This is a genomic window from Photobacterium profundum (genome assembly GCF_003026285.1).
GTDB lineage: Bacteria > Pseudomonadota > Gammaproteobacteria > Enterobacterales > Vibrionaceae > Photobacterium > Photobacterium profundum.
Window position 1 is genome coordinate 271,066 of record NZ_PYOD01000004.1, and the last position, 20,094, is coordinate 291,159.

General features: G+C 41.4%; 17 protein-coding genes. 10 read left to right on the plus strand and 7 right to left on the minus strand.

Features of this window, described 5'->3' with window-relative positions; genetic code table 11:
* Window positions 1–62: 62 nt before the first annotated feature.
* Window positions 63–1,505 (minus strand): sugar porter family MFS transporter, encoded by a 1,443-nt coding sequence (locus C9J48_RS13265; protein ID WP_006230355.1) that lies wholly within the window; start codon window positions 1,503–1,505, stop codon window positions 63–65.
* A gap of 537 nt (window positions 1,506–2,042) precedes the next feature.
* On the opposite strand from C9J48_RS13265, the gene iolE reads away from it, so the two are divergent.
* The 7 genes from iolE (at window position 2,043) to C9J48_RS13300 (ending at window position 10,087) form a co-directional block, all read left to right on the plus strand.
* Window positions 2,043–2,936: a myo-inosose-2 dehydratase gene (gene iolE / locus C9J48_RS13270; RefSeq protein WP_006230354.1), complete on the plus strand. Its 894-nt coding sequence runs from the start codon at window positions 2,043–2,045 to the stop codon at window positions 2,934–2,936.
* A 149-nt stretch (window positions 2,937–3,085) separates the two neighbouring features.
* Entirely contained in the window at window positions 3,086–4,957 is a 1,872-nt protein-coding gene (iolD, locus tag C9J48_RS13275; RefSeq protein WP_006230353.1) for a 3D-(3,5/4)-trihydroxycyclohexane-1,2-dione acylhydrolase (decyclizing), read from the plus strand.
* 100 nt (window positions 4,958–5,057) lie between these two features.
* Complete coding sequence (locus C9J48_RS13280; protein ID WP_181320815.1) at window positions 5,058–6,236, plus strand: Gfo/Idh/MocA family protein; 1,179 nt, start codon at window positions 5,058–5,060, stop codon at window positions 6,234–6,236.
* Between the two features lie 12 nt (window positions 6,237–6,248).
* Window positions 6,249–7,244: a 5-dehydro-2-deoxygluconokinase gene (gene iolC, locus C9J48_RS13285; RefSeq protein WP_006230351.1), complete on the plus strand. Its 996-nt coding sequence runs from the start codon at window positions 6,249–6,251 to the stop codon at window positions 7,242–7,244.
* Window positions 7,245–7,452: 208 nt separating this feature from the next.
* Window positions 7,453–8,325: a 5-deoxy-glucuronate isomerase gene (locus C9J48_RS13290; protein WP_006230350.1), complete on the plus strand. Its 873-nt coding sequence runs from the start codon at window positions 7,453–7,455 to the stop codon at window positions 8,323–8,325.
* Window positions 8,326–8,337: 12 nt separating this feature from the next.
* On the plus strand, window positions 8,338–9,165 hold the full coding sequence (locus C9J48_RS13295) for a class II fructose-bisphosphate aldolase (protein ID WP_006230349.1): 828 nt from the start codon (window positions 8,338–8,340) through the stop codon (window positions 9,163–9,165).
* A 79-nt stretch (window positions 9,166–9,244) separates the two neighbouring features.
* The gene (locus tag C9J48_RS13300) at window positions 9,245–10,087 is read left to right on the plus strand and encodes a MurR/RpiR family transcriptional regulator (RefSeq protein ID WP_006230348.1); all 843 of its coding nucleotides are present in this window, start codon (window positions 9,245–9,247) and stop codon (window positions 10,085–10,087) included.
* A gap of 53 nt (window positions 10,088–10,140) precedes the next feature.
* Here C9J48_RS13300 and C9J48_RS13305 read toward each other — a convergent pair whose 3' ends face one another.
* Window positions 10,141–10,986: a sugar phosphate isomerase/epimerase family protein gene (locus tag C9J48_RS13305; RefSeq protein WP_006230347.1), complete on the minus strand. Its 846-nt coding sequence runs from the start codon at window positions 10,984–10,986 to the stop codon at window positions 10,141–10,143.
* 487 nt (window positions 10,987–11,473) lie between these two features.
* Here C9J48_RS13305 and iolB point away from each other — a divergent pair, with 487 nt between their 5' ends.
* Entirely contained in the window at window positions 11,474–12,304 is an 831-nt protein-coding gene (gene iolB, locus C9J48_RS13310) for a 5-deoxy-glucuronate isomerase (RefSeq protein WP_006230346.1), read from the plus strand.
* A gap of 124 nt (window positions 12,305–12,428) precedes the next feature.
* On the plus strand, window positions 12,429–13,415 hold the full coding sequence (iolG, locus tag C9J48_RS13315; RefSeq protein ID WP_006230345.1) for an inositol 2-dehydrogenase: 987 nt from the start codon (window positions 12,429–12,431) through the stop codon (window positions 13,413–13,415).
* 123 nt (window positions 13,416–13,538) lie between these two features.
* Here the strand turns inward: iolG and C9J48_RS13320 are convergent, their stop codons facing one another.
* Window positions 13,539–14,450, minus strand: coding sequence for a LysR family transcriptional regulator (locus C9J48_RS13320; RefSeq protein WP_006230344.1), 912 nt, complete (start codon window positions 14,448–14,450; stop codon window positions 13,539–13,541).
* Between the two features lie 81 nt (window positions 14,451–14,531).
* Between C9J48_RS13320 and C9J48_RS13325 the strand changes: the two genes are divergently transcribed.
* Window positions 14,532–14,891, plus strand: a complete 360-nt coding sequence (locus tag C9J48_RS13325) for a DoxX family protein (protein WP_006230343.1) — start codon at window positions 14,532–14,534, stop codon at window positions 14,889–14,891.
* A gap of 95 nt (window positions 14,892–14,986) precedes the next feature.
* On the opposite strand, the gene C9J48_RS13330 is transcribed toward C9J48_RS13325, so the two are convergent.
* The 4 genes from C9J48_RS13330 to C9J48_RS13345 all read right to left on the minus strand — a co-directional run bounded on the left by C9J48_RS13330 (window position 14,987) and on the right by C9J48_RS13345 (window position 19,688).
* Complete coding sequence (locus C9J48_RS13330) at window positions 14,987–15,820, minus strand: MurR/RpiR family transcriptional regulator (protein WP_006230342.1); 834 nt, start codon at window positions 15,818–15,820, stop codon at window positions 14,987–14,989.
* A 228-nt stretch (window positions 15,821–16,048) separates the two neighbouring features.
* On the minus strand, window positions 16,049–17,065 hold the full coding sequence (locus C9J48_RS13335; RefSeq protein ID WP_006230341.1) for an ABC transporter permease: 1,017 nt from the start codon (window positions 17,063–17,065) through the stop codon (window positions 16,049–16,051).
* A gap of 44 nt (window positions 17,066–17,109) precedes the next feature.
* Window positions 17,110–18,603, minus strand: a complete 1,494-nt coding sequence (locus C9J48_RS13340; protein ID WP_006230340.1) for a sugar ABC transporter ATP-binding protein — start codon at window positions 18,601–18,603, stop codon at window positions 17,110–17,112.
* Window positions 18,604–18,674: 71 nt separating this feature from the next.
* Entirely contained in the window at window positions 18,675–19,688 is a 1,014-nt protein-coding gene (locus C9J48_RS13345; RefSeq protein ID WP_050764866.1) for a sugar ABC transporter substrate-binding protein, read from the minus strand.
* Window positions 19,689–20,094 lie beyond the last annotated feature (406 nt).

The following is a 20,094-nucleotide window of genomic DNA, read 5'->3' on the forward strand; positions in this document are numbered from 1 at the left end:
TCATATGAAAAGCCTATTTCTTGAAAGTTAATCAGTAATAAATATTGTACGTATTTATTTGATTAAGCGCTTGCGTCTGCAACCTGACGTTTCTTATTCTTACCCAGCTTTTCAGCCATGACTTTTTCCATGTCTTCCAAGCTAACGCCTTTCGTTTCAGGTACGTACTTAACAACAACATACATACATATGATAGAAAGAACCGCGAATACCCAGAAGCTGAATGCACCATTAAAGTGCTCTTTTAGGTAGGCATTTTCATTTAACATAGGGAAAGACTGAGTAACAATGAAGCCCGTAAACCATTGTGCGCCAACAGCAATTGCCATCGCACGAGAACGGATACTATTCGGGAAAATCTCTGAAATCATTGTCCAACATGCACAACCCCAAGATGTTGCATACGCGACAACATACAGACAGAGTGCAAATAAAGCTGCATAGCCTTCAGTACCGGTATAAAGTACATAACCGACAATCGTCATACCTAGCGCACAGCCGAATGTACCGTACTTCATTAGTGGTAAACGACCAACTTTATCAATCAGATACATACCTAAAGCATTACCAAAAATAAATACAACACCCACGAAAGTGGTTTGGAATAATGCGTTTTCAGTACCACCAGCAATAGGTTTTAGTATTTCTGGTGTGTAATACATGATCACATTAATACCGGTTAACTGCTGTGCTGCTGCAACAAAAGTACCAATAACTAGAATGGAAAATAATAATGGAGAACGTAAGCTGACTTTATTATTTTTTGATGCATTAGCAGGGACTAATGATTTTTGTATTTCAAGAATAACGCGGTCGGCATGTTCAGGGTTAGAAATGCGAGAAAGGGTTTCTTTTGCTTGAGCAAGGTGACCTTTTAATACTAACCAGCGTGGTGATTCAGGGATAATCAATAAGAGACAACCAAATAATAAGGCAGGCAGAACTTCTGACGCCAGCATCCAGCGCCAGCCAATATCAACCAGCCATGCTTCAGACATACCCTTTGCAATCAAGTAGTTAACATAGAATACCCCCGTTTGACCAATAACGGCAGATTGTTGGAACATACTAACAGCACGTCCTCTGAAATCTTTAGGGGCGACTTCAGACATATACATAGGCGAGACAACACACGCTAAACCAACTGCAATGCCACCTACAATTCTAAATAACACATAGATGGTAAAGGTAGAGGCAAGAGCTGAGCCTATTGCTGAAATGATGAATAGAAGAGCCGCTAAGAATAATGCTTTTCTACGACCATATTTAAGGGCACACCAACCTGCACTGACTGCACCAATAATACTGCCTAATACAACACTGGAAACAGCCCATCCCGTTTGTGCTGGTGTTAAGTTGAAATACTCTCTTATCGGTCCGATAGCACCAGAAATAACGGCGGTGTCATATCCTAATAAAATCCCTCCAAGAGCCGCGATACAACAAATTCTAATGATGTAACTAAGGTTATGTTTTCGTGATGATGTCTCGATACTTGATGACATTATTTACTCCATTAAATTTTCCATCAGCATGTATAACCATCTATACACATGTTTCAGGGTTTAATCCCGCCTTCTAACTGTAGGGAAAGGGCTAAGGATTACTTAATACGCCTTTAATTGTTTCTAATAGTTATATTTTGAAAGTATGTGTTGATAAATTTTTTTCATTTTGGCGTTTTGAATCATCATATGTATTCCACTGCATTCTTGCTATAGCTTGAAATGATTTTTCTCTTAAAATGATACCTGTGTCATACAATGGTAAATATTTTTCATTTTGCTTTCTTGATTTAAGTTATTGTTTTTACTCTATTAAGTGTTTTTGTGATCTTGGTCTTATATCGCCTCTAGCCCTGTGTTTACGGGGTTTTTTTCATAAAATACAAACTTGTGGAAAAAGTATTTTTCGTTTGAAAAATATTTTCCATTTATAATTTTTTTCATTATATTGATTGCCAGTGAAACGAAACAAGTGGCGATTGAAAAATAATTAATCACACTACCTTAATCCTACAAATTAAATGCTGGAGAACGAACATGAGCAAAGTTCAATACGGAATCAGCCCTTTGACTTGGACTAATGACGACATGCCAGAACTTGGCGGCGAGATTGCTTTAGAAACGTGTTTGAGTGAAATGTCAGAAGCTGGCTTCACTGGTACTGAATTAGGAACGAAATACCCTCGTGAACCTGAAGTGCTTATTCCTCTACTAGAACAACACAATCTTGTTCTGGCTTCAGGCTGGTTTAGCGGTAATTTGATGACACTTACAGCAGAAGAAGAAATTGCAGCAATGCAAGTGCACATCAAGCTACTGAAAGCTGCTGGCTGTAAGGCAATGGTATATGGCGAAGTGAGCAACTCTGTTCATGGCGACATTAATACACCACTTTCACAGCGTGTCATTTTGACAATGGATGAGTGGAAAGTATACGCAGAGAAGCTGAGTGTTGTTGCTGATTACTTATTAAATGAACACGGTATCAAACTGTCTTTCCACCACCATGTAGGCACAATTTGTGAAACAGAAGACGACATTAACCTTCTGATGGAATTGACCGGCGATTCTGTTCACTTAACGCTTGATACCGGTCATATCACATACGGTGGCGGTAACCCTGTAACAATGATTAAGCGCTGGGGCCATCGCATTGGTCATATGCATTTTAAAGACCTTCGTTTAGGTGTTATGAAGACGGCGCGTGATGCAGACAAATCATTCCTTAATGCAGTTCTTGATGGTGTATTCACCGTTCCTGGTACTGGCGACGTTGACTATGACGATGTTTTCGCTGCACTGAAAGAACGTAATTACGAAGGTTGGTTATTAGTTGAAGCAGAGCAAGATCCTGCAAAAGCGAACCCACTAGAGTTTGCTAAAACGGCTTACACAAACATTACTGGCTACGCAACTAAGTACGGCTTGTAATAACGACGTTTGTCGCTTTGTAATATTCAAAGCCGCCATCGGGGGATGGATGTTCCCCGATTAAAGAACTGACTACACAAATAATGGATAACACCGTGTAGGCAGGGCAGGGATGCCAATTTTTAGTGTGATGATGTTCGAGGAAGAAGATGAAAACTGTACGCCTAACTGTTGCTGAAGCATTTGCTAATTATTTAGCGGCACAAAAAATTGAAATTGATGGCAAAGTTGAGCAGCTATTTGGTGCTGCGTTTGCCATCTTTGGTCATGGCAATGTAACGTGCTTTGGTCAGCAACTAAAAAATATTGAAGATAAAATTCCGACGTGGCGTGGCCAAAATGAACAATCAATGGCAACCGCTGCTATTGCTTATGCTAAAGCAAACCAACGTCGCCGCATTGGTATTGCAACCAGTTCTATCGGTCCTGGTGCAACGAACATGATAACGGCTGCAGGTATTGCCCATACAAACCGTTTACCTCTATTGTTAATTTCGGGTGATGCGTACATTAGCCGTCTACCTGATCCTGTATTACAGCAGCCAGAGAATTTCCATAATCCTTCTATTACATGTAACGATGCCTTTAAACCGTTAACGCGTTATTGGGATCGCATTGTTTCTCCGGCTCAAATTATCCAGTCTTTACCACATGCACTAAACACCATGTTAGACCCTGAAACATGCGGCCCGGTATTTATTGGTTTACCGCAAGATGTTCAAGGCATGGCTTACGATTTCCCTGAAGCTTTCTTCGCCGACAAAGTACATCGCATTCGTCGTCCAGAGCCTGAAATGTTGGTGATTGAAGAAGCGAAAGAAATCCTATTAAACGCAGAACGTCCGCTAATTATATCTGGTGGTGGTGTGCACTATTCACTCGCAACCGATGAATTAGCCGATTTTGCCGCAAAGCATAATATTCCTGTCGTAGAAACGATTGCTGGCCGTGCCACAATGCTGCAAGACAACCCGTTAAATGCTGGTCCAATCGGTGTAACAGGTTCAAATTCAGCTAATTACATGGCAGCACATGCTGATGTTGTGTTGGCTATTGGTACACGTCTACAAGATTTTACCACCGGTTCATGGTCGGTATTCCGCAACCCTGATATGAAGCTTGTCAGCATTAACGTGGCTAAATTCGATGCTATTAAGCATATGTCATACCCAGTGTTGGGTGATGCAAAAGCGTGTATGACAAAACTTTCAGGTGTGTTGGGTGATTGGCGGTCAGCGCAAGCGTGGGCAGATACGGCAAAAGCACAAGCAGATGAATGGAAGGCGGAAGTTTACCGTCGTACTCACCCTAAGAAAGGTGAGCTTTTACCGGGCACTTCTTCTTACGCTGAAGTTATTGGCAAGTTAAATACACAAATGGAAAAAGGTGACACCGTACTGACAGCTGCGGGTGGTTTACCTGCTGAATTATCAATGAACTGGCAGAACTACCAAATTGGTAAGTTCGATATCGACTTTGGCTTCTCTTGCATGGGTTACGAGATTGCAGGTGGCTGGGGTGCCAAGATAGCTAACCCTGATAATGATGTTGTTGTTCTGGTAGGTGATGGTTCTTATCTAATTCAGAATTCTGATATCTATTCATCAGTATTAACGGGTCAGAAAATGATTCTGGTTGTGTGTGATAACGGCGGTTTCGCGGTTATCAATAAACTTCAAAACAATACTGGTAATGAGTCGTTTAATAACCTTCTAGAAGATTGTCGTCGTCCTGACGGTGAGCTGGCACGGGTTGATTTTGCAAAGCACGCTGAATCACAGGGTGCAATCAGTGAAAAACTAACATCGATTGACCAGTTTGATGCCGCATTTGTACGCGCTAAAGAAGCAGACCGTACTTACGTTATCGTTGTTGATATCGACCCTGTATCACCAGCGGCTTGGTCTAAGTGTGATTGTTGGTGGGAAGTTGGTTTACCAGAAGTTACTCGCAATGAAAGCACAGAGCAAAAAGTGGCTGATTGGCAAGAAGGTAAAAACCTACAGCGTCGCGGCGTTTAGTTTACTAGCCGTTTAACTGAATTTTTCAACGCAATTTTATGACATTTTTGGTACTGCCTTTACACAAACTGTCGGCAGTACCGCCATGGAGATTATGATTATGTTTAATGAAGAACGCCGTTTTGAACAACCAATTCGCTGGGGTATGGTCGGTGGTGGACGTGGCAGCCAGATTGGCTACGCACACCGCAGTGCAGCACACCGCGATGGTCTATTCAAATTAGTTGCAGGTGCATTTGATTTAGATGCAGATCGCTGTCGTGAATTTGGTGTCAATCTTGGTCTAGACGCCGATCGTTGTTACAGCAATTATAAAGATTTCTTTGCGGCTGAATCTAAGCGTGCTGATGGCATTCAAGCCGTATCGGTTGCTACGCCGAACTCTACACACTACGAAATTTGTAAAGCAGCGTTAAATGCGGGCTTACATGTTGTATGTGAAAAACCTATCACATTCACCAGTGAAGAAGCAGAAGAATTAAAAGCGATTGCAGCAGAAAAGAACTGTGTGATCGGCGTAATGTACGGTTACAGCGGTTTCCCAATGGTGCATCAAGCACGTGAAATGGTTGAGCGTGGTGATTTGGGTGACATTCGTGTCGTGAACATGCAATTTGCCCACGGTTTTCACAACGAAGAATATGAATTAAATGATCCTGGCCTAAAGTGGCGTGTAAGCCCTGCGGCATCAGGTCCTACTTATGTATTGGGTGATATCGGCACGCACGCTTATTACTTATGTGAAGTCATGACAGGGCTAGAAATTGATCGCCTAGCGTGTATGCGTCAAAGCTTTATTGCGTCACGTCAGCCACTAGAAGATAACGCACACGTCATGATGGAATTCAAAGGCGGTGCAGTGGGCACGTTATGGGCTTCTGCTGTTAACGCGGGTTCAATGCATGAACAACGCATTCGTATTGTGGGTTCAAAAGCATCCATCGAATGGTGGGATGAGCATCCAAACCAGCTTCGTTACGAAGTACAAGGTGAAGCCCCACGCGTTCTTGACCGTGGTATGGGGTACCTATACCAAGATGTTGAAGGTGTAGCGGCTAACCGTATCGGTGGCGGTCACGCAGAAGGCTTCTTTGAATCATGGGCAAACTTGTATCACCGCTTTGCACTAGCATTTGATGCTGCAGATCGTGATGATCAAGCAACATTAGAGAGCATTTGGTTCCCAGGTGTTGACGCTGGTATTGAAGGCGTTCGCCTTTGTGAGAAATGTGTTGAATCTGCTGACCAAGGTGCCGCTTGGGTCGCTTATAACGACTAGGAAAAGATAATTATGACAAAGATTGCACTTCAGCAAGATCGCCCGCTGGATGCCATCGTACTAGGTCGCGCGGGAGTAGATTTATACGCCCGCGAAGCCAACACCGATATGGCAGACATTTCAGGGTTTAATAAATTTGTAGGCGGCTCTGCTGCCAATATCGCCGTCGCGATCAGCAAGTTAGGCGGCAAAACAGGTTTCATTGGTTGTGTGGCAGATGATGCGTTTGGTGGTTATGTACGTGGTTACATGACAGATCAAGGTATTAATCTTGACGGCATGATGACCGACAATTCAGGTTCACGTACCTCTGTTGCGTTTACTGAAATGAAGCCAAACGATTGTACGGTACTTATTTACCGTAACAAGGCATCAGATTTAACACTAAAGCCAGAACAAGTTGATCCGGCATACATTGCACAAAGCAAAATGTTGGTTGTAACAGGTACGGCGTTATCTGAAAGCCCAAGCCGCGAAGCAACGTTAATCGCCATGGAACATGCCCGTCGCAGTAATACTGTTGTGGTGCTTGATGTTGATTACCGTCCATACTCGTGGCGCACCGATGTTGACGCATCGATTTACTACGGTATCGCAGCTGGCTTGTCTGACATCGTGATTGGTAATCGCGAAGAATTCGACATGATGGAAACCGTATTAGCACCTGGCAATACAGATGATGATGCAACGGCAGACCGATTTTTACGTGCAAATACGCAGGTTGTGATTGTAAAAGCCGGTGAGCTAGGTTCAAAAGTGTACTGCAAAGATGGTCACAAATTCCAACAAGGTATCTTCCGTGTTGAAGTTAAGAAGCCCTTTGGCTCAGGTGATTCATTCGCAGGCGGCTTGATTTGGACATTAGTGAACGGCGGCGAGTTGGAAGACGGTGTTAAACACGGTTCAGCGGCTGCAGCAATTAATGTGAGTGGTAATAGCTGTACCGAAGCTATGCCAACGAAAGAAGTACTATTCGACTTTATTGAGACCCGAGAACAAGACCTTTAATTATTTGATAATGGTAAATAAAGGTTAATTAGGTCAGCCGGATCAGCAGACTGTATCTTGAATAAAGGTAGTTAATTCATATTTATAAGACGTATTTAAATAGATAGTGTTAATGAAGAATGCATACCATCATGATTCGGCTCTTTTACATAAAACTTACCCAAACGAAACGATAAAACTAAAAATGGGTATTTGAGGAGAAAGTAATATGGGTAAGCATATCCCACCGTTCGACAATAAAAACCAGCCAATAATTGATATTAATGATGATGTTTCGCCATTGTGTTATTTCAACCCAGTACGTTTAAAGCAAGGTGAAACACATACTCATATTGTTGATGGCTATGAATCTGTCATCGTGCTTGCGGGCGGTACTTGCTGTATTACAGTTACCAATGGTAGCGCTGAAGAAATGGTGTTTGACAACATTGGTCAACGTGCATCGGTATGGGAAGGGAACCCAGAATCTGTGTATGTGCCTGTAGGTTATACCGCTGTTATCGAATGTGTGAGCGATAACGCTGACATTATGATCGCTGGTGGCCGTTATGAAGAAACACTAGAACCTTTTGCTGTCTTACAAGATAGCGTTGATATGGTGCAGTACGGCTCTGATGACACCAAAACACACCGAAAAATTAAGCACGTACTGGGTCAGAGCAATGCAGACAAGCGTGGTCGTTTATTAGTGAGTGAGCTGTTTACTGTTGGCGCTGGTGGCTGGTCTGGCTTTCCTCCTCATAAGCATGATGAAGATCGTGTTACCGAAAACGGTACAGAAGAAACTCTGTACGAAGAAGTGTACCAGTTCCGTTTTAACCCTGATTTTGGCTTTGGTGCTCAATTTTTATATGAGCATGAAGATGATTTTGGTCCGGTTTATCACGTTCGTACTGGCAGTGTTATCGCGATTGATAAGGGATACCACCCAAGTGTCGCGGCGCCTGGTTACGAGATGTACTACTTCACAATTATTGTAGGTAAAACGTCTAAATCGCTTGTTCAGCACTTTGACCCTCACCATGAGTATCAAGTGAATACGATTCCAGGCATCAAGGACATGATCGCCAAATTCAAATAACAAGGAAACGTTATGTTAGTTAACTTAAATGACTTATTACCTCAGGCTGCAGCATCCGATTATTCTGTGCCTTGTTTCAATGTTTTTGGTTATGAAGATGCACGCGCTGTCGTTGATGCTGCTGAAGAAGTGAATAAAGCGGTTATTTTGGCTTGTAACAAAGACGTCGTCGACTTCTATGGTGTTGAAATTGCTGCAGCGATATTTTTACAGCTAGCGCACGATAGTTCAGTACCTGTTTGCTTGCATTTAGATCATACTTACGATGAAGAGATTATTTATCGTGCTTTAAAAGCTGGGTTTAGTTCTGTCATGTTTGACGGATCTCAATTATCACTGGAAGAAAATATCGCCCGCACCAAAAAAGTGGCTGAAGTTGCTCATGCATGCGGTGCATCGATTGAAGGTGAAATTGGCTCTGTGCCTTATGAAGAAGGCCGTGATCACATAAAAACAATTGATACATCTCCTGATGATGCAGCGCGCTTTGCAGAAGAAAGTAACGTAGATTGTGTCGCTATTTCAGTGGGTAACGTTCACCGTTTAACGACACCAACAAGCACGATTGATTTTGGTCTACTCGATCAGATTGCAAGCAGGGTAGACAAACCTCTTGTTGTGCACGGTGCGAGTGGTATTCGTAATGAAGACATGGCAAAACTGAAAAAAAGCCGTGTGTCTAAATTCAATATCGGTACGTGTTTACGCCAGGCTTTAGGTCATAATTTACGCGATTTCATGAATGAGGAACCTGACAAGTTTGATCGTATTTACTTCATGAAAAAGGCGATGCCTTTTGTAAAAGAAGAGGCAATTCGCAACTTTAAATTATTGTCTTAAAATACATACCCTAAGATATACCATCTTAGGGTATTATTGTTATTAATTAGATACTTTCGACCGAGGAGAAGCGTTAGGTATGGAAGCTGAAAATACTTTATTAGAAGTGCCAAACGACCTCGACACACTACGCGATTTAATTGTTAAGCGTTATGATAAGTTGAGCCAGCGACTACAACAAGTTGCTGATTATGTAATGGCTCAACCTATGCTTGTTGCGGTTGAAACGATGGCGACGATAGCAGAACAGGCCAATGTTCCGTTATCTACTCTGAGTCGTTTTGCCAATACGATGGGGTTCTCTGGCTTTAGTCAGATGCAGGCGTTATTTCGCGATCAGTACCTAAATCGCCCTCGTGACTACAAAGAACGAGTACGTCAAGCGCGTGATCAAGATTGCTTTGAACCTGAATCACCAACAACTATTTTTCAAGATTATGGTGTCGCTAACATTGAAGCAATGGAACAGCTTCAAGTATCTGTTTCGCCTCAGAAGCTTGAGCGAGCAGTATCGTTAATGGATAAAGCTGATACGATTTATATCCAAGGTATGAGAAGGGCTTACCCTGTTGCATTCTATCTTTGGTATGCATTAATGAAGTCAGACAACAATGTGGTGTTGCTTGATGACCATGGTGGCATGTTGACCCCTATGACACGTCGTATGAGCGAAAATGATGTATTAGTGACGGTGACTTTTACACCTTATGCGCCAGAAACCAGTGAGTTGATTACCCAAGCATTTGAAAAAAACGTCCCTATTGTTGCAATAACCGATGATCAAATGAATTCTCAGGGCAGTAAAATGGATGTTTGCTTTGAAGTACAAGAAGGGGAAGTAATGGGCTTCCGTTCTTTAAGTAGTTCAATGTATCTAGCGCAAACATTAGCGGTGAGCTTAATGTGCCGAGAAACTAAATAGTTAATGAGAAAGCTGACAGGAGTCAGCTTTTTTTGTATCTAAATAATAAGGGCTTATCGAGAAGAAGATTGAGGTTCAACTAACTTTTTCATACCGTTTAGCATCGCTTCTGCAATATCGTAATGGTCAGATTCCCATAGTTGATCGTTTAGAAATTCACCCGAATAGAATCCGTCGTAACCTGTACTTTTTATTGCCTCTACCCATTCTTGCAGTGGGATATCCCCTTCACCAAGAATGTATCCACGTAGTTCTTTCTCATCGACCCAAGGTTGACCACGAGCAGGACGTTTGCCATCAGAAAGGTGAACGTTATAAATGAAACTCTTATCAATTTTTGCCATATCTTCAGGCGAAGCACCACGGCTTGCCCAAAAGTGCCATGTGTCGAGAACAAAGCCAAAATTATCACGACCTATTGCATCATAAAGTCGGAAATAATCGCTGAGTTTCGCAATCGGTGTCCATGCGGCACCTTCATACTGAAAGCGGATCCCATATTCTTTTCCGATATCGGCAATGTGCTGAATATTTTGAGCGGTGATTTTGATGTTGTCTTCAACCGATAAGCCGTTTAGTGCTTCAAAAGCGTTTAGCTGAATAGTTGGGGCACCAATGTCTTGTGCGAATGCACAAAGTATTTCGACTTCTTTAAATACTTTCTGCTGAGTTGCTTTATCTGATGCCTCAACTGAGCCAATAATATCAATGGCTGTAGGGGTAATATCTGCTTTTTCTAGTCGAGCCTTAAGATCTTGGCTGGTAAACCCTGCGTGAATATATCGCCATAATTTATCGGTATGTATCTCTAATCCCTGATAGCCCGTTTCTTTTGCTAAACGAATGTCACTTACAATATTGTTGTGAAGTGAACACATACCATGCAATGCATAACGCATATTAGCTCCTTGAAAAGATATTTAAATTGGCGGAAGGTTATTTATTAACGTTCTATTATTTGAACTTTTTGCATAATTACACCAATGAAAAAAATTTACTGTTAACTTGGTCTTTAAATGAGGATTTTCATGTTTATTCTTTGTTTTTCTCTTGGTATCTTTGCTTTCTCTGGTTTGTTGCTCTATTTTTTTTGATAAAAATTTATCGTTTTATTCGTTGTTATGTTTATTTTACTTGGATGGTTTTATTTTTACTCATTTAACAGGACTAATTATTCATTAGGTAAAAGTATTTTTAGAAATATATAAATATGCCAATTTTAATAAAAAATATCGTTAAATTATCGGCACGTTACCTTGTCCACAAAACGTTCACTTCAAATTAAAAATTAATTGAAATGTTTGTTTCATTGAAATATCTTAATTGAATGATTAATTTCATTTTTGATCTTGTATGAATAATTGCTTTAAGGGATGAATTTTCGTTATGTCTAGATTGTTATCTAAATATGCAAAGGCGGATCGACAAGGTCGAACGCAGTCGATAACACCTGAAAGTGCAGGGTGGGGGTATGTTGGTTTTGAAGCATATGAGCTAGAAAAAGGTCAGCATTTGGAATTACCAGCAAGCGCTAATGAAGTGTGTTTAGTACTTATTGCTGGGCATGCCTCTGTAACAACACCAAGCGCATGTTTTGAGAATATCGGCGATAGAATGAGTCCTTTTGAGCGTAAAAAGCCTTACGCTGTCTATGTTACGGCAGGTGAATTGATTAAGGTTGTCGCCAATACTGCACTTGAGTTGGCAGTGTGCCAAGCACCAGGAAGTGGCCGCTTACCAACAAGGCTGATTGCCCCGAACGATATTGATGCCGAGCACCGTGGTAACGGCCATAATCAGCGTTATGTACACAATATTTTGCCTGATTATAAAGAGGCAGACAGCTTACTGGTGGTAGAAGTTTACACCGATGAAGGGTGCACGAGTTCATACCCAAGCCATAAGCACGATCAAGATGCAGCACCCTCAGAAACCTACCTTGAAGAAACGTATTATCATCGTCTTAATCCTGAACAGGGGTTTTGTATGCAGCGTGTTTATACCGACGATCGTGAATTAGATGAGTGCATGGCGGTATATAACAAAGATGTTGTTCAAGTACCTAAAGGCTATCACCCCGTTGCGACAATCGCAGGTTATGATAGTTATTACCTCAACGTAATGGCAGGGCCAACACGTAAATGGCTGTTTACCTGGGAACCCGATCACGATTGGATCAATTCAGACGATTACGCAAAAAAACACGTTACTCGTTAATGTCGCTTTTGGCTTGAATGATTAATAACAGAGAACAAATAACGATTTTCTATAACGTAATACCAATATGAACAAATACCTATTTAGATTGGTATAAATACTTAATGTTGCTAAGGAGTTAGGCATGTTTAATATCGCTTTGTTTGGTGCCGGTAGAATTGGACAGGTTCATGCTGTCAATATTAACAATCACCCAGAAACAAACTTGTACTCAGTGATTGACCCTTATTTGGAAGGGGCACAAAAGTTAGTTGATAGCTATCAGGCAAAAATTCAGTCTGTTGAAGAAGCAATGACCGATCCAGACGTACACGGTGTTTGCATTGGTTCAGCAACAGATACGCATGCTAATTTAATCGAACTTGCTGCCATCAACGGTAAGGCGATTTTTTGTGAAAAGCCGATTGATCTTGAGTTGAGCCGAGTAAGAGATTGCTTAGCTGTTGTTGAAAAACACAATGTACCAATGTTAGTTGGGTTTAACCGCCGTTATGATCCACAATTTCGTCAGCTAAAAGAACAGTTAGGTGCAGGCACGATTGGCAAAGCAGAATCGCTTTTAATTACCTCTCGTGATCCTTCGCCACCGCCAGCAGAGTACAGCCAAGTTTCGGGTGGAATGTTTCGTGATATGACGGTGCATGATCTGGATATGGCACGTTTCATTATTGGTGAAGATCCTGTGTCGATCACGGCGCACGGCAGCTGCATGGTTGATCCTGCGATTGGCGAAGCAGGCGATATTGATACTGCAGTATTAGTATTACAGTTTCCATCAGGAGTGATGGCGACCATCGTAAACAGCCGTCGATCAGGCTATGGTTATGATCAACGTTTAGAGCTTCACGGTGAAAAAGGCTTACTACAAGCAGGCAACATGAAAGAAAACTTGGTACAGCATTGGGGGGACGTTGGTTGTACCAGCGCTAAACCGCAACCTTTCTTTTTAGAGCGCTATCAAGATGCATATATCGCTGAATGGCAACATTTTGCAGATGTTTTAGCTAATCGTTGCAAGCCTGAATGTAGTGGTGTTGATGGGGAGTTTGCTTTGGTGCTAGCTGAAGCGGCTTTAGAGTCAATGAAATCAGGGAAAACGGTGATCCTTTAACGATCTAACCCCTTTTTTTTAGCAAGACTGATAAATTATTAAGGATCTCTTTTCATGAGGTCCTTTTTTGTAGTCAATAAAATTAATGCATTCAGTCATGACACATATCCACCTCTACTCCCGCTAGATTATACTAAGAAAAGCATCGCTAATTTTATCGCGAACCCACTTATGCACCTGATCGTTTTGGTGTCTTTCATGCCACATTCCACGAATAGTAAGAGTCGGTAAACTAAATGGGCACGCTTTTAATTTTAATCCGTATAACTTACTTCCTTGCTCCGCGATAGATTCCGGCAAGAAGGCAATCAATTTAGAATTGGGTAATAGTGCTAACTGTAAATTGAGGGATTCAGCATAGAGTCCAATTTTTCGTTCTGACAGCCCCATGCTTTTTCCGTATTGGCTTACTGGATCGTCGTGATCATCGAGCAAGCTGGATTTGATATGAGGGTAGCTAAAAATGGCTTCTGTATTCCAGTTATTCAGAGCGGGGTTATGCTTATCTAGCAAGCACACTAAGGCTTCATTGATAAGGCGTTTCTGCATAAAACGCGGATTAGCCTTCAGTCCCGCTCCAATGATCATATCTAGCTTTCCGCTATCGAGTTTTTCATAAGCGTTATTGTCCAGTATCTGCACATCAAAGATGATGTTAGGTGCTTCACTATTGATAGTGTGAAATGCCTTTGATAGGTAAGAAGCAACAATAAAGTCATGAGTCTGAAGACGAAAGTGGGCATGAACTTGCGAGAGTTCTAAAGTTTTTGGTGTCAGTAAGGTGCCGATTTCACCGAGGATAAAACTAAGTTTATCGGATAATTCCAATGCCCGTGCTGTAGGTTCTAATCCTTTGGCATTTCGTATAAAAAGAGGATCATCGAAAACTGTTCTCAGCCTAGAGAGAGTGTGGCTCATTGCTGATTGGGTGACATTCATTTTCTGCGCTGCACGTCCCACATGCTGCTCTTCAAGCAACGCACGTAAAGATTTAAGCAGATTTAGATCGACTTTAGCTATATGACTTTCATTCATAATGTTTATTAATTGTAATCAGTTCAATTAATAATGATGCAGAACTAAACTCTAATCAACCCGAAAAATGGAAAGAATAATATGAATATTTTAATTACTGGCATTATTGTTTTGCTTTCAGCTTTCTTCTTATTTGCTGGCTCAATAAAATTGCTGGGTTGGCAAAAAATGATTTTTGAAAAACAAATAGAGTTCTTTCATTCTTACGGGCTTAATCGTCAGGTAATGGCGCTGGTAGGTGTCGTTGAGTTGTTTGGGGCAATTACCATTTGGTTCCAGAGCAGCATACTAGGATTGCTAGGAGCCATGGCTCTGCTTGGCACTTCTTTAGGGGCTATCTATTTTCATTTACGTTTTGATACTTGGAAAGATGGTATTCCGGCGGTGATGACGCTGATCCTTTCGGGAGTGGTTGTTTTCCTTGGCTATGTCATTTTTTAGGCAGAAACTTAATTACATGATTATTGAGGTTATCAAGGATCTGACTAATTCAGACCTTGATACCGTATTTTACCTCATATGTTGTGGGGCGTTTTTTATTGATCGTTTCCGGTTTTAAACGCCAGCGATACTGCTAATGTTTGTGCAAGACAGAACGATGCTGATTGCGATCGGAATGCATCTACTTTAGCCTCTTTCACCACGAAACAGACGTCGCTAAAGGCTGCTAGCGGGCTTAATTGGCTGTCTGTAATCACCACTTGCTTTGCCCCTGCTTTGCTGACTATCTCGCTTAATTTAACGGTTTCCTCAGCGTAAGGTGAGAAGCTGATAGAGATAACAATATCTTTGGGCCCCACCATACTGAGCTGTTCTTGAAACATCCCACCTAATCCATCAATTAAAAAAGCGCGGCGCTCTAAATGGCGTAATGCATAGGTTAAATACGATGCGATGCTAAATGAACGACGTAGGCCAATTAGATAGATATTGTTGGCGTTAGCAATTAACTCGACCGCTTGATTCAGTTTATCGGCCGATGTTTGAGTGGCTAATTGCTCCATGGCTTGGCTATTTGCTCGGGCAAAATCTTGCAATATATCAATAGGGTTTTCAGGCGGTGGTGACGCATCATCTAACTCTTTAAATAAGCGTGCGCGATCAGTGTAGCTGGTTGTTTCTTCAACGAGGTTTTGACGAAACAGTTGTTTCATTTCATTAAAGCCTTTGAAGTCAAAAGCATTTGCGAAGCGGATCAGCGTTGAAGGGGGTACTTGCGCTTGCTCAGCAATAACTGCAACCGTGTCAAAAGCGATACTGTTATGGCTCTCTAATACATACGCGGCGACTTGTTGCAGCCGTTTGCTTAATTCGTTATATCGATTACGAATTTGCTCTTCTAATTCAGATAGCGTGGTAGCTGCAGACATTTTAAACTTCCTGTCGTTAACGCTTTATAAGTCTGGCAATTATATGATAATGAAATGAAAATTTCAAAATGTACGATTAAATTATGTCTTGTTGGAATATATGTTTCAGTTTATCTGCAGTAGGAGGGGGACCGAGGTGCTTCAAACTCAAAAAGGCCACGGATTAAAGAATCCGTGGCAAAGTTTCCTACAGTTACAACTTTGTTTAAGAGTAAATGTTTACGGGGGTTATTTACTCTTTTTCTGTCGTTTCATATCGAAAATAACAGCAACAACAATGACTAAGCCTTTTACGACTTGCTGCCAATAGGCCGAGACATTCAATAAATCAAGCCCATTTTGCAGTACACCCATGATCATGACGCCGACAATAGTGCCCTGAATTGTACCGATACCACCGGCATGACTCACACCACCAACGGTTGCAGATGCGATGGCATCAAGCTCATACATCACACCAAGGCCTGGCTGACCAGAGTTAATACGTGCAGTCAGAATCAGTGCAGCAATACCTGCAAGTAAACCGGCATATACATAGACAAGAATCTTGTATTTGGTCACGTTAATGCCAGATACATATGCGGCAGTTTCATTACCACCAATGGCGTAGGCGTATTTACCAAATCGAGTGTAATTAAGAAGCACATAGGTAATGAAAGCCATTACTAAAAATATCACCACAGGCACGGGCACATTGGCAATGGTTCCTTGACCAATCCACTGGTATGACTCGATTAAGCTACTGACTGGGCGACCATCTGAATACAGTAGTGCTGCACCACGAGCGATAATCATCATACCCAGTGTGGCAATGAAAGGAGGGATACCCGTATAAGCAATAAGAGCACCGTTTATCAAGCCACATAATGCACCGACGGCGAGTGCCACTAAAATTGGCACAATAATAGGTAGTTCTGGCAGGTTAGGGTACATTCTCATGCCCCAATCAAGTGACTGGGCGGTACTTGCAGATACAACGGCCGCAACAGCGAGAACAGAACCAGATGAAAGGTCGATACCTCGTGTAATAATAATAATGGTAACGCCAAGCGCCAGCAGACCAATACTTGCCATTTGTGTCATTACGTTAAGTAGGTTGGCCACTGTTAAGAAAACAGGAGACAAAATACTCATCACAATACACATTGCGATAAAGACAAAATAGATAGCGTATTTGGATATGAAGCGTTTTGTATTTGCGCCCTTCGGTTGATCTGAGGTCGCTTGAAGAAGTTTAGCTAGCATAACTACATTCCTTGATTCGTTTTGGTTTAGCTAATGTGGTGGCGTTAGTTGAAAGCCATTGACATTACTTGTTGCTGAGAGGCTTCTTTGCCGTCAAGTTCACCCTTCAGCTTGCCTCCATGCATGACTAGTATTCGGTCGCTCATTCCTATGACTTCAGGTAGTTCAGACGAGATCATGACTAAGCTTTTGCCCATACCTGTAAGTAATCGCATTAGTTTATAAATTTCAGACTTCGCGCCGATATCAATACCGCGTGTTGGTTCGTCTAAAAAGAGGATGTCTGGTTTGGTTAGCATCCAACGTGCAAGTAGTACTTTCTGTTGATTACCACCACTGAGGTTATCAATTTTTTCTTCCATACCCGGTGTTTTGACTTTTAATTTGGTGCACTGGCTAGCGCAATCTTTTTGCATCGAACGTACATCAAGCACGTTTACGACTTTATTACGGTAAGCATCAAGATGAGCAATAGAGGTATTTGCGAAGATATCAAGCATCAAATAAAGACCCGAATGGCGTCGATCTTCGGTTAAAAATGCCATTTTATGACTGATTGCATCTTGAGGGGTTTTGATTTCGACGTTTTCGCCGTTAATCCAAATTTCGCCTACATCGTGCTTTCTTACCCCAAACAAGGTTTCGATAAGCTCGGTGCGTCCAGCGCCAACAAGCCCTGCAATACCTAAAATTTCACCTTCATGCAGTTTGAAGCTAATGTTGTCAAATACACCGTCAACGCTCAGATTTTTTACTTCTAGACGTACTTTTCCAGGTTTCGCTGTAGGAGGTGGGAATACATCGCCTAAATCACGACCAACCATCATCTGAACAAGTTCTTCGTGATTGGTGTTTTGTGCTTCACGTTCGCCGATGTAACACCCATCACGGAATACTGTTATATCGTCACAAATACGGAAGATTTCATCCATTTTATGGCTGATGTAAACAATGGATACGCCTTGCTTCTTTAACTTTTCGATAATTTCAAATAGATGATCAACTTCTTTGCCAGTTAAAGCAGAGGTGGGTTCATCCATAATAATAATTTTTGAATTGTAGGAAATTGCTTTAGATATCTCGATCATTTGCATTGTCGCAACGGTGAGTTCGCTCATTGGCGTACGTGGGTCGAGGTGCAAATCTAATTTTTTTAAGAGTTCAGTCGTATCATGGTACATTTTTGCGTGGTCGATAAGGCGTAATGGACCTTTAAGTGGTTCACGACCTAGCCAAATATTTTCAGCAATACTACGGTGAAGAATAGGAGATAGCTCTTGGTGGATCATTGAAATCCCAGCTTCTAGTGCTTCTTTCGCACCATTATAATTAACCTGTTCTCCTTGATAACGAATCGTGCCGCAGTCGCGTTGATAAATACCAAACAGCACCTTCATTAGGGTAGATTTACCTGCACCGTTTTCTCCCATTAAAGCCATTACGCGACCTTTTTTTAACGTTAATTGCACATTATCGAGTGCTTTTACGCCGGGAAATGTTTTGGTAATACCACGCATTTCTAATAAAACTTGGTTCATGCTTTCTGCTCCAATTAGGTTGTTCTATGTGCCAATGTTCAGGCACACAGAACAGTCAGTACGAGGGATAATTAACCCTGTTTAGCTTCAAATTCAGCTAGGTTATCCTTAGTAACGAGCTCAGCAGGAATCCACGTTATTTTGTCGCGAGGGGTTTTGTTTATGCCACTAAGTGCTGCATCAATGGCGCCACGAGCTTGGCTACGACCATCTTGGAATACCGTCGCGTCTAGTGCGCCATTTTTGATCGCCATTAAGCCATCAGGGGTTGCATCAACACCAATGACAATAGTATCGTCAAGTTTACCTGCAGCACGTAATGCCTGAATTGCACCTAATGCCATATCATCATTGTTCGAAATAATAATATCTAGCTTGTCACCAGAGTTGATCCAATTCTCCATAACAACCATTCCTTGAGAACGCTGCCATAAAGCGGTTTGCTTACGAATAATGTTGTATTCAGGTTTTTCTTTGAAGAAATCTTCCACACCTTGAGTACGTAAAATGGCTGCTTCAACCGTCATCATACCCATGATAATACCGATGTTACCGCCATCTGAGTGTGATGCTGCGTATTTCGCTTGTTCTTCACCAAATCGAAGTTCTTCAGAACCCACGTACGCGACACCATCAGGAAGGTAGGTAGGGCGACGATTTAAGTAAACAAGTTCAATGCCAGCTTTTAAAATGTCATCGGTCATAGGTTGTGTTGCATCGGTGTTTACTGGTACAAGAATAATGCCGTCAACTTGTTGAATAATGAAATTTTGAATTTGACCAAGCTGCTTTACAGTATCTTCTTTAGCATCAACAAAAATGAGTTCGAGGTTGTCTTGCTTTGCTGCATAAGCACTCATCGAATCTTTCATATTTACCAAGAATGTGTCATCAAAGTTCGGTATAGCGACACCAATTCGAGTCACATTACTGTCAGCTTTCTCTCCGCCACAGGCTACAAGTGCCATTAACCCCGTAATAAAAAGCACCCCTTGAACTGCTTTTTTAGGCTTATTCATTAATTGCTTTATATATTTAGTGCTTTGTTGAAATAGCGTAGTCAATCCACTTGTCGTAATTGGCATGTCTGCCTCCTTGTTATTAGATGCTTCTTCAGCAAATTTAAAATGCGATTTCATGCATTAAGTTAAATCTCCATTTAGAGCTTCTACTTAATTACCGACTAGAATCACATCTCATATTTTAATCGTGAGTTTTTTATTCATATTAGTATGAAAAATATTTTCTAAACCCAGTGAGGATTACTATAGGTTGTCGTTTCTTTTATAACCACCACTGATGTTAATTAAATGTATAAAATGCTACGTCGATCTCATATAAAATTTAAATGCAAATTTATTTTTTATTATAAGTTATTGATTTTAATTGCTATGTGTTATTTTTTTGAACTTGATCACGAAAGGTGAGATTGAGTTGTAATGCGCTCACGGCATATTTGTTAGCAAATATGTTAATGAAAAAATATTTTCA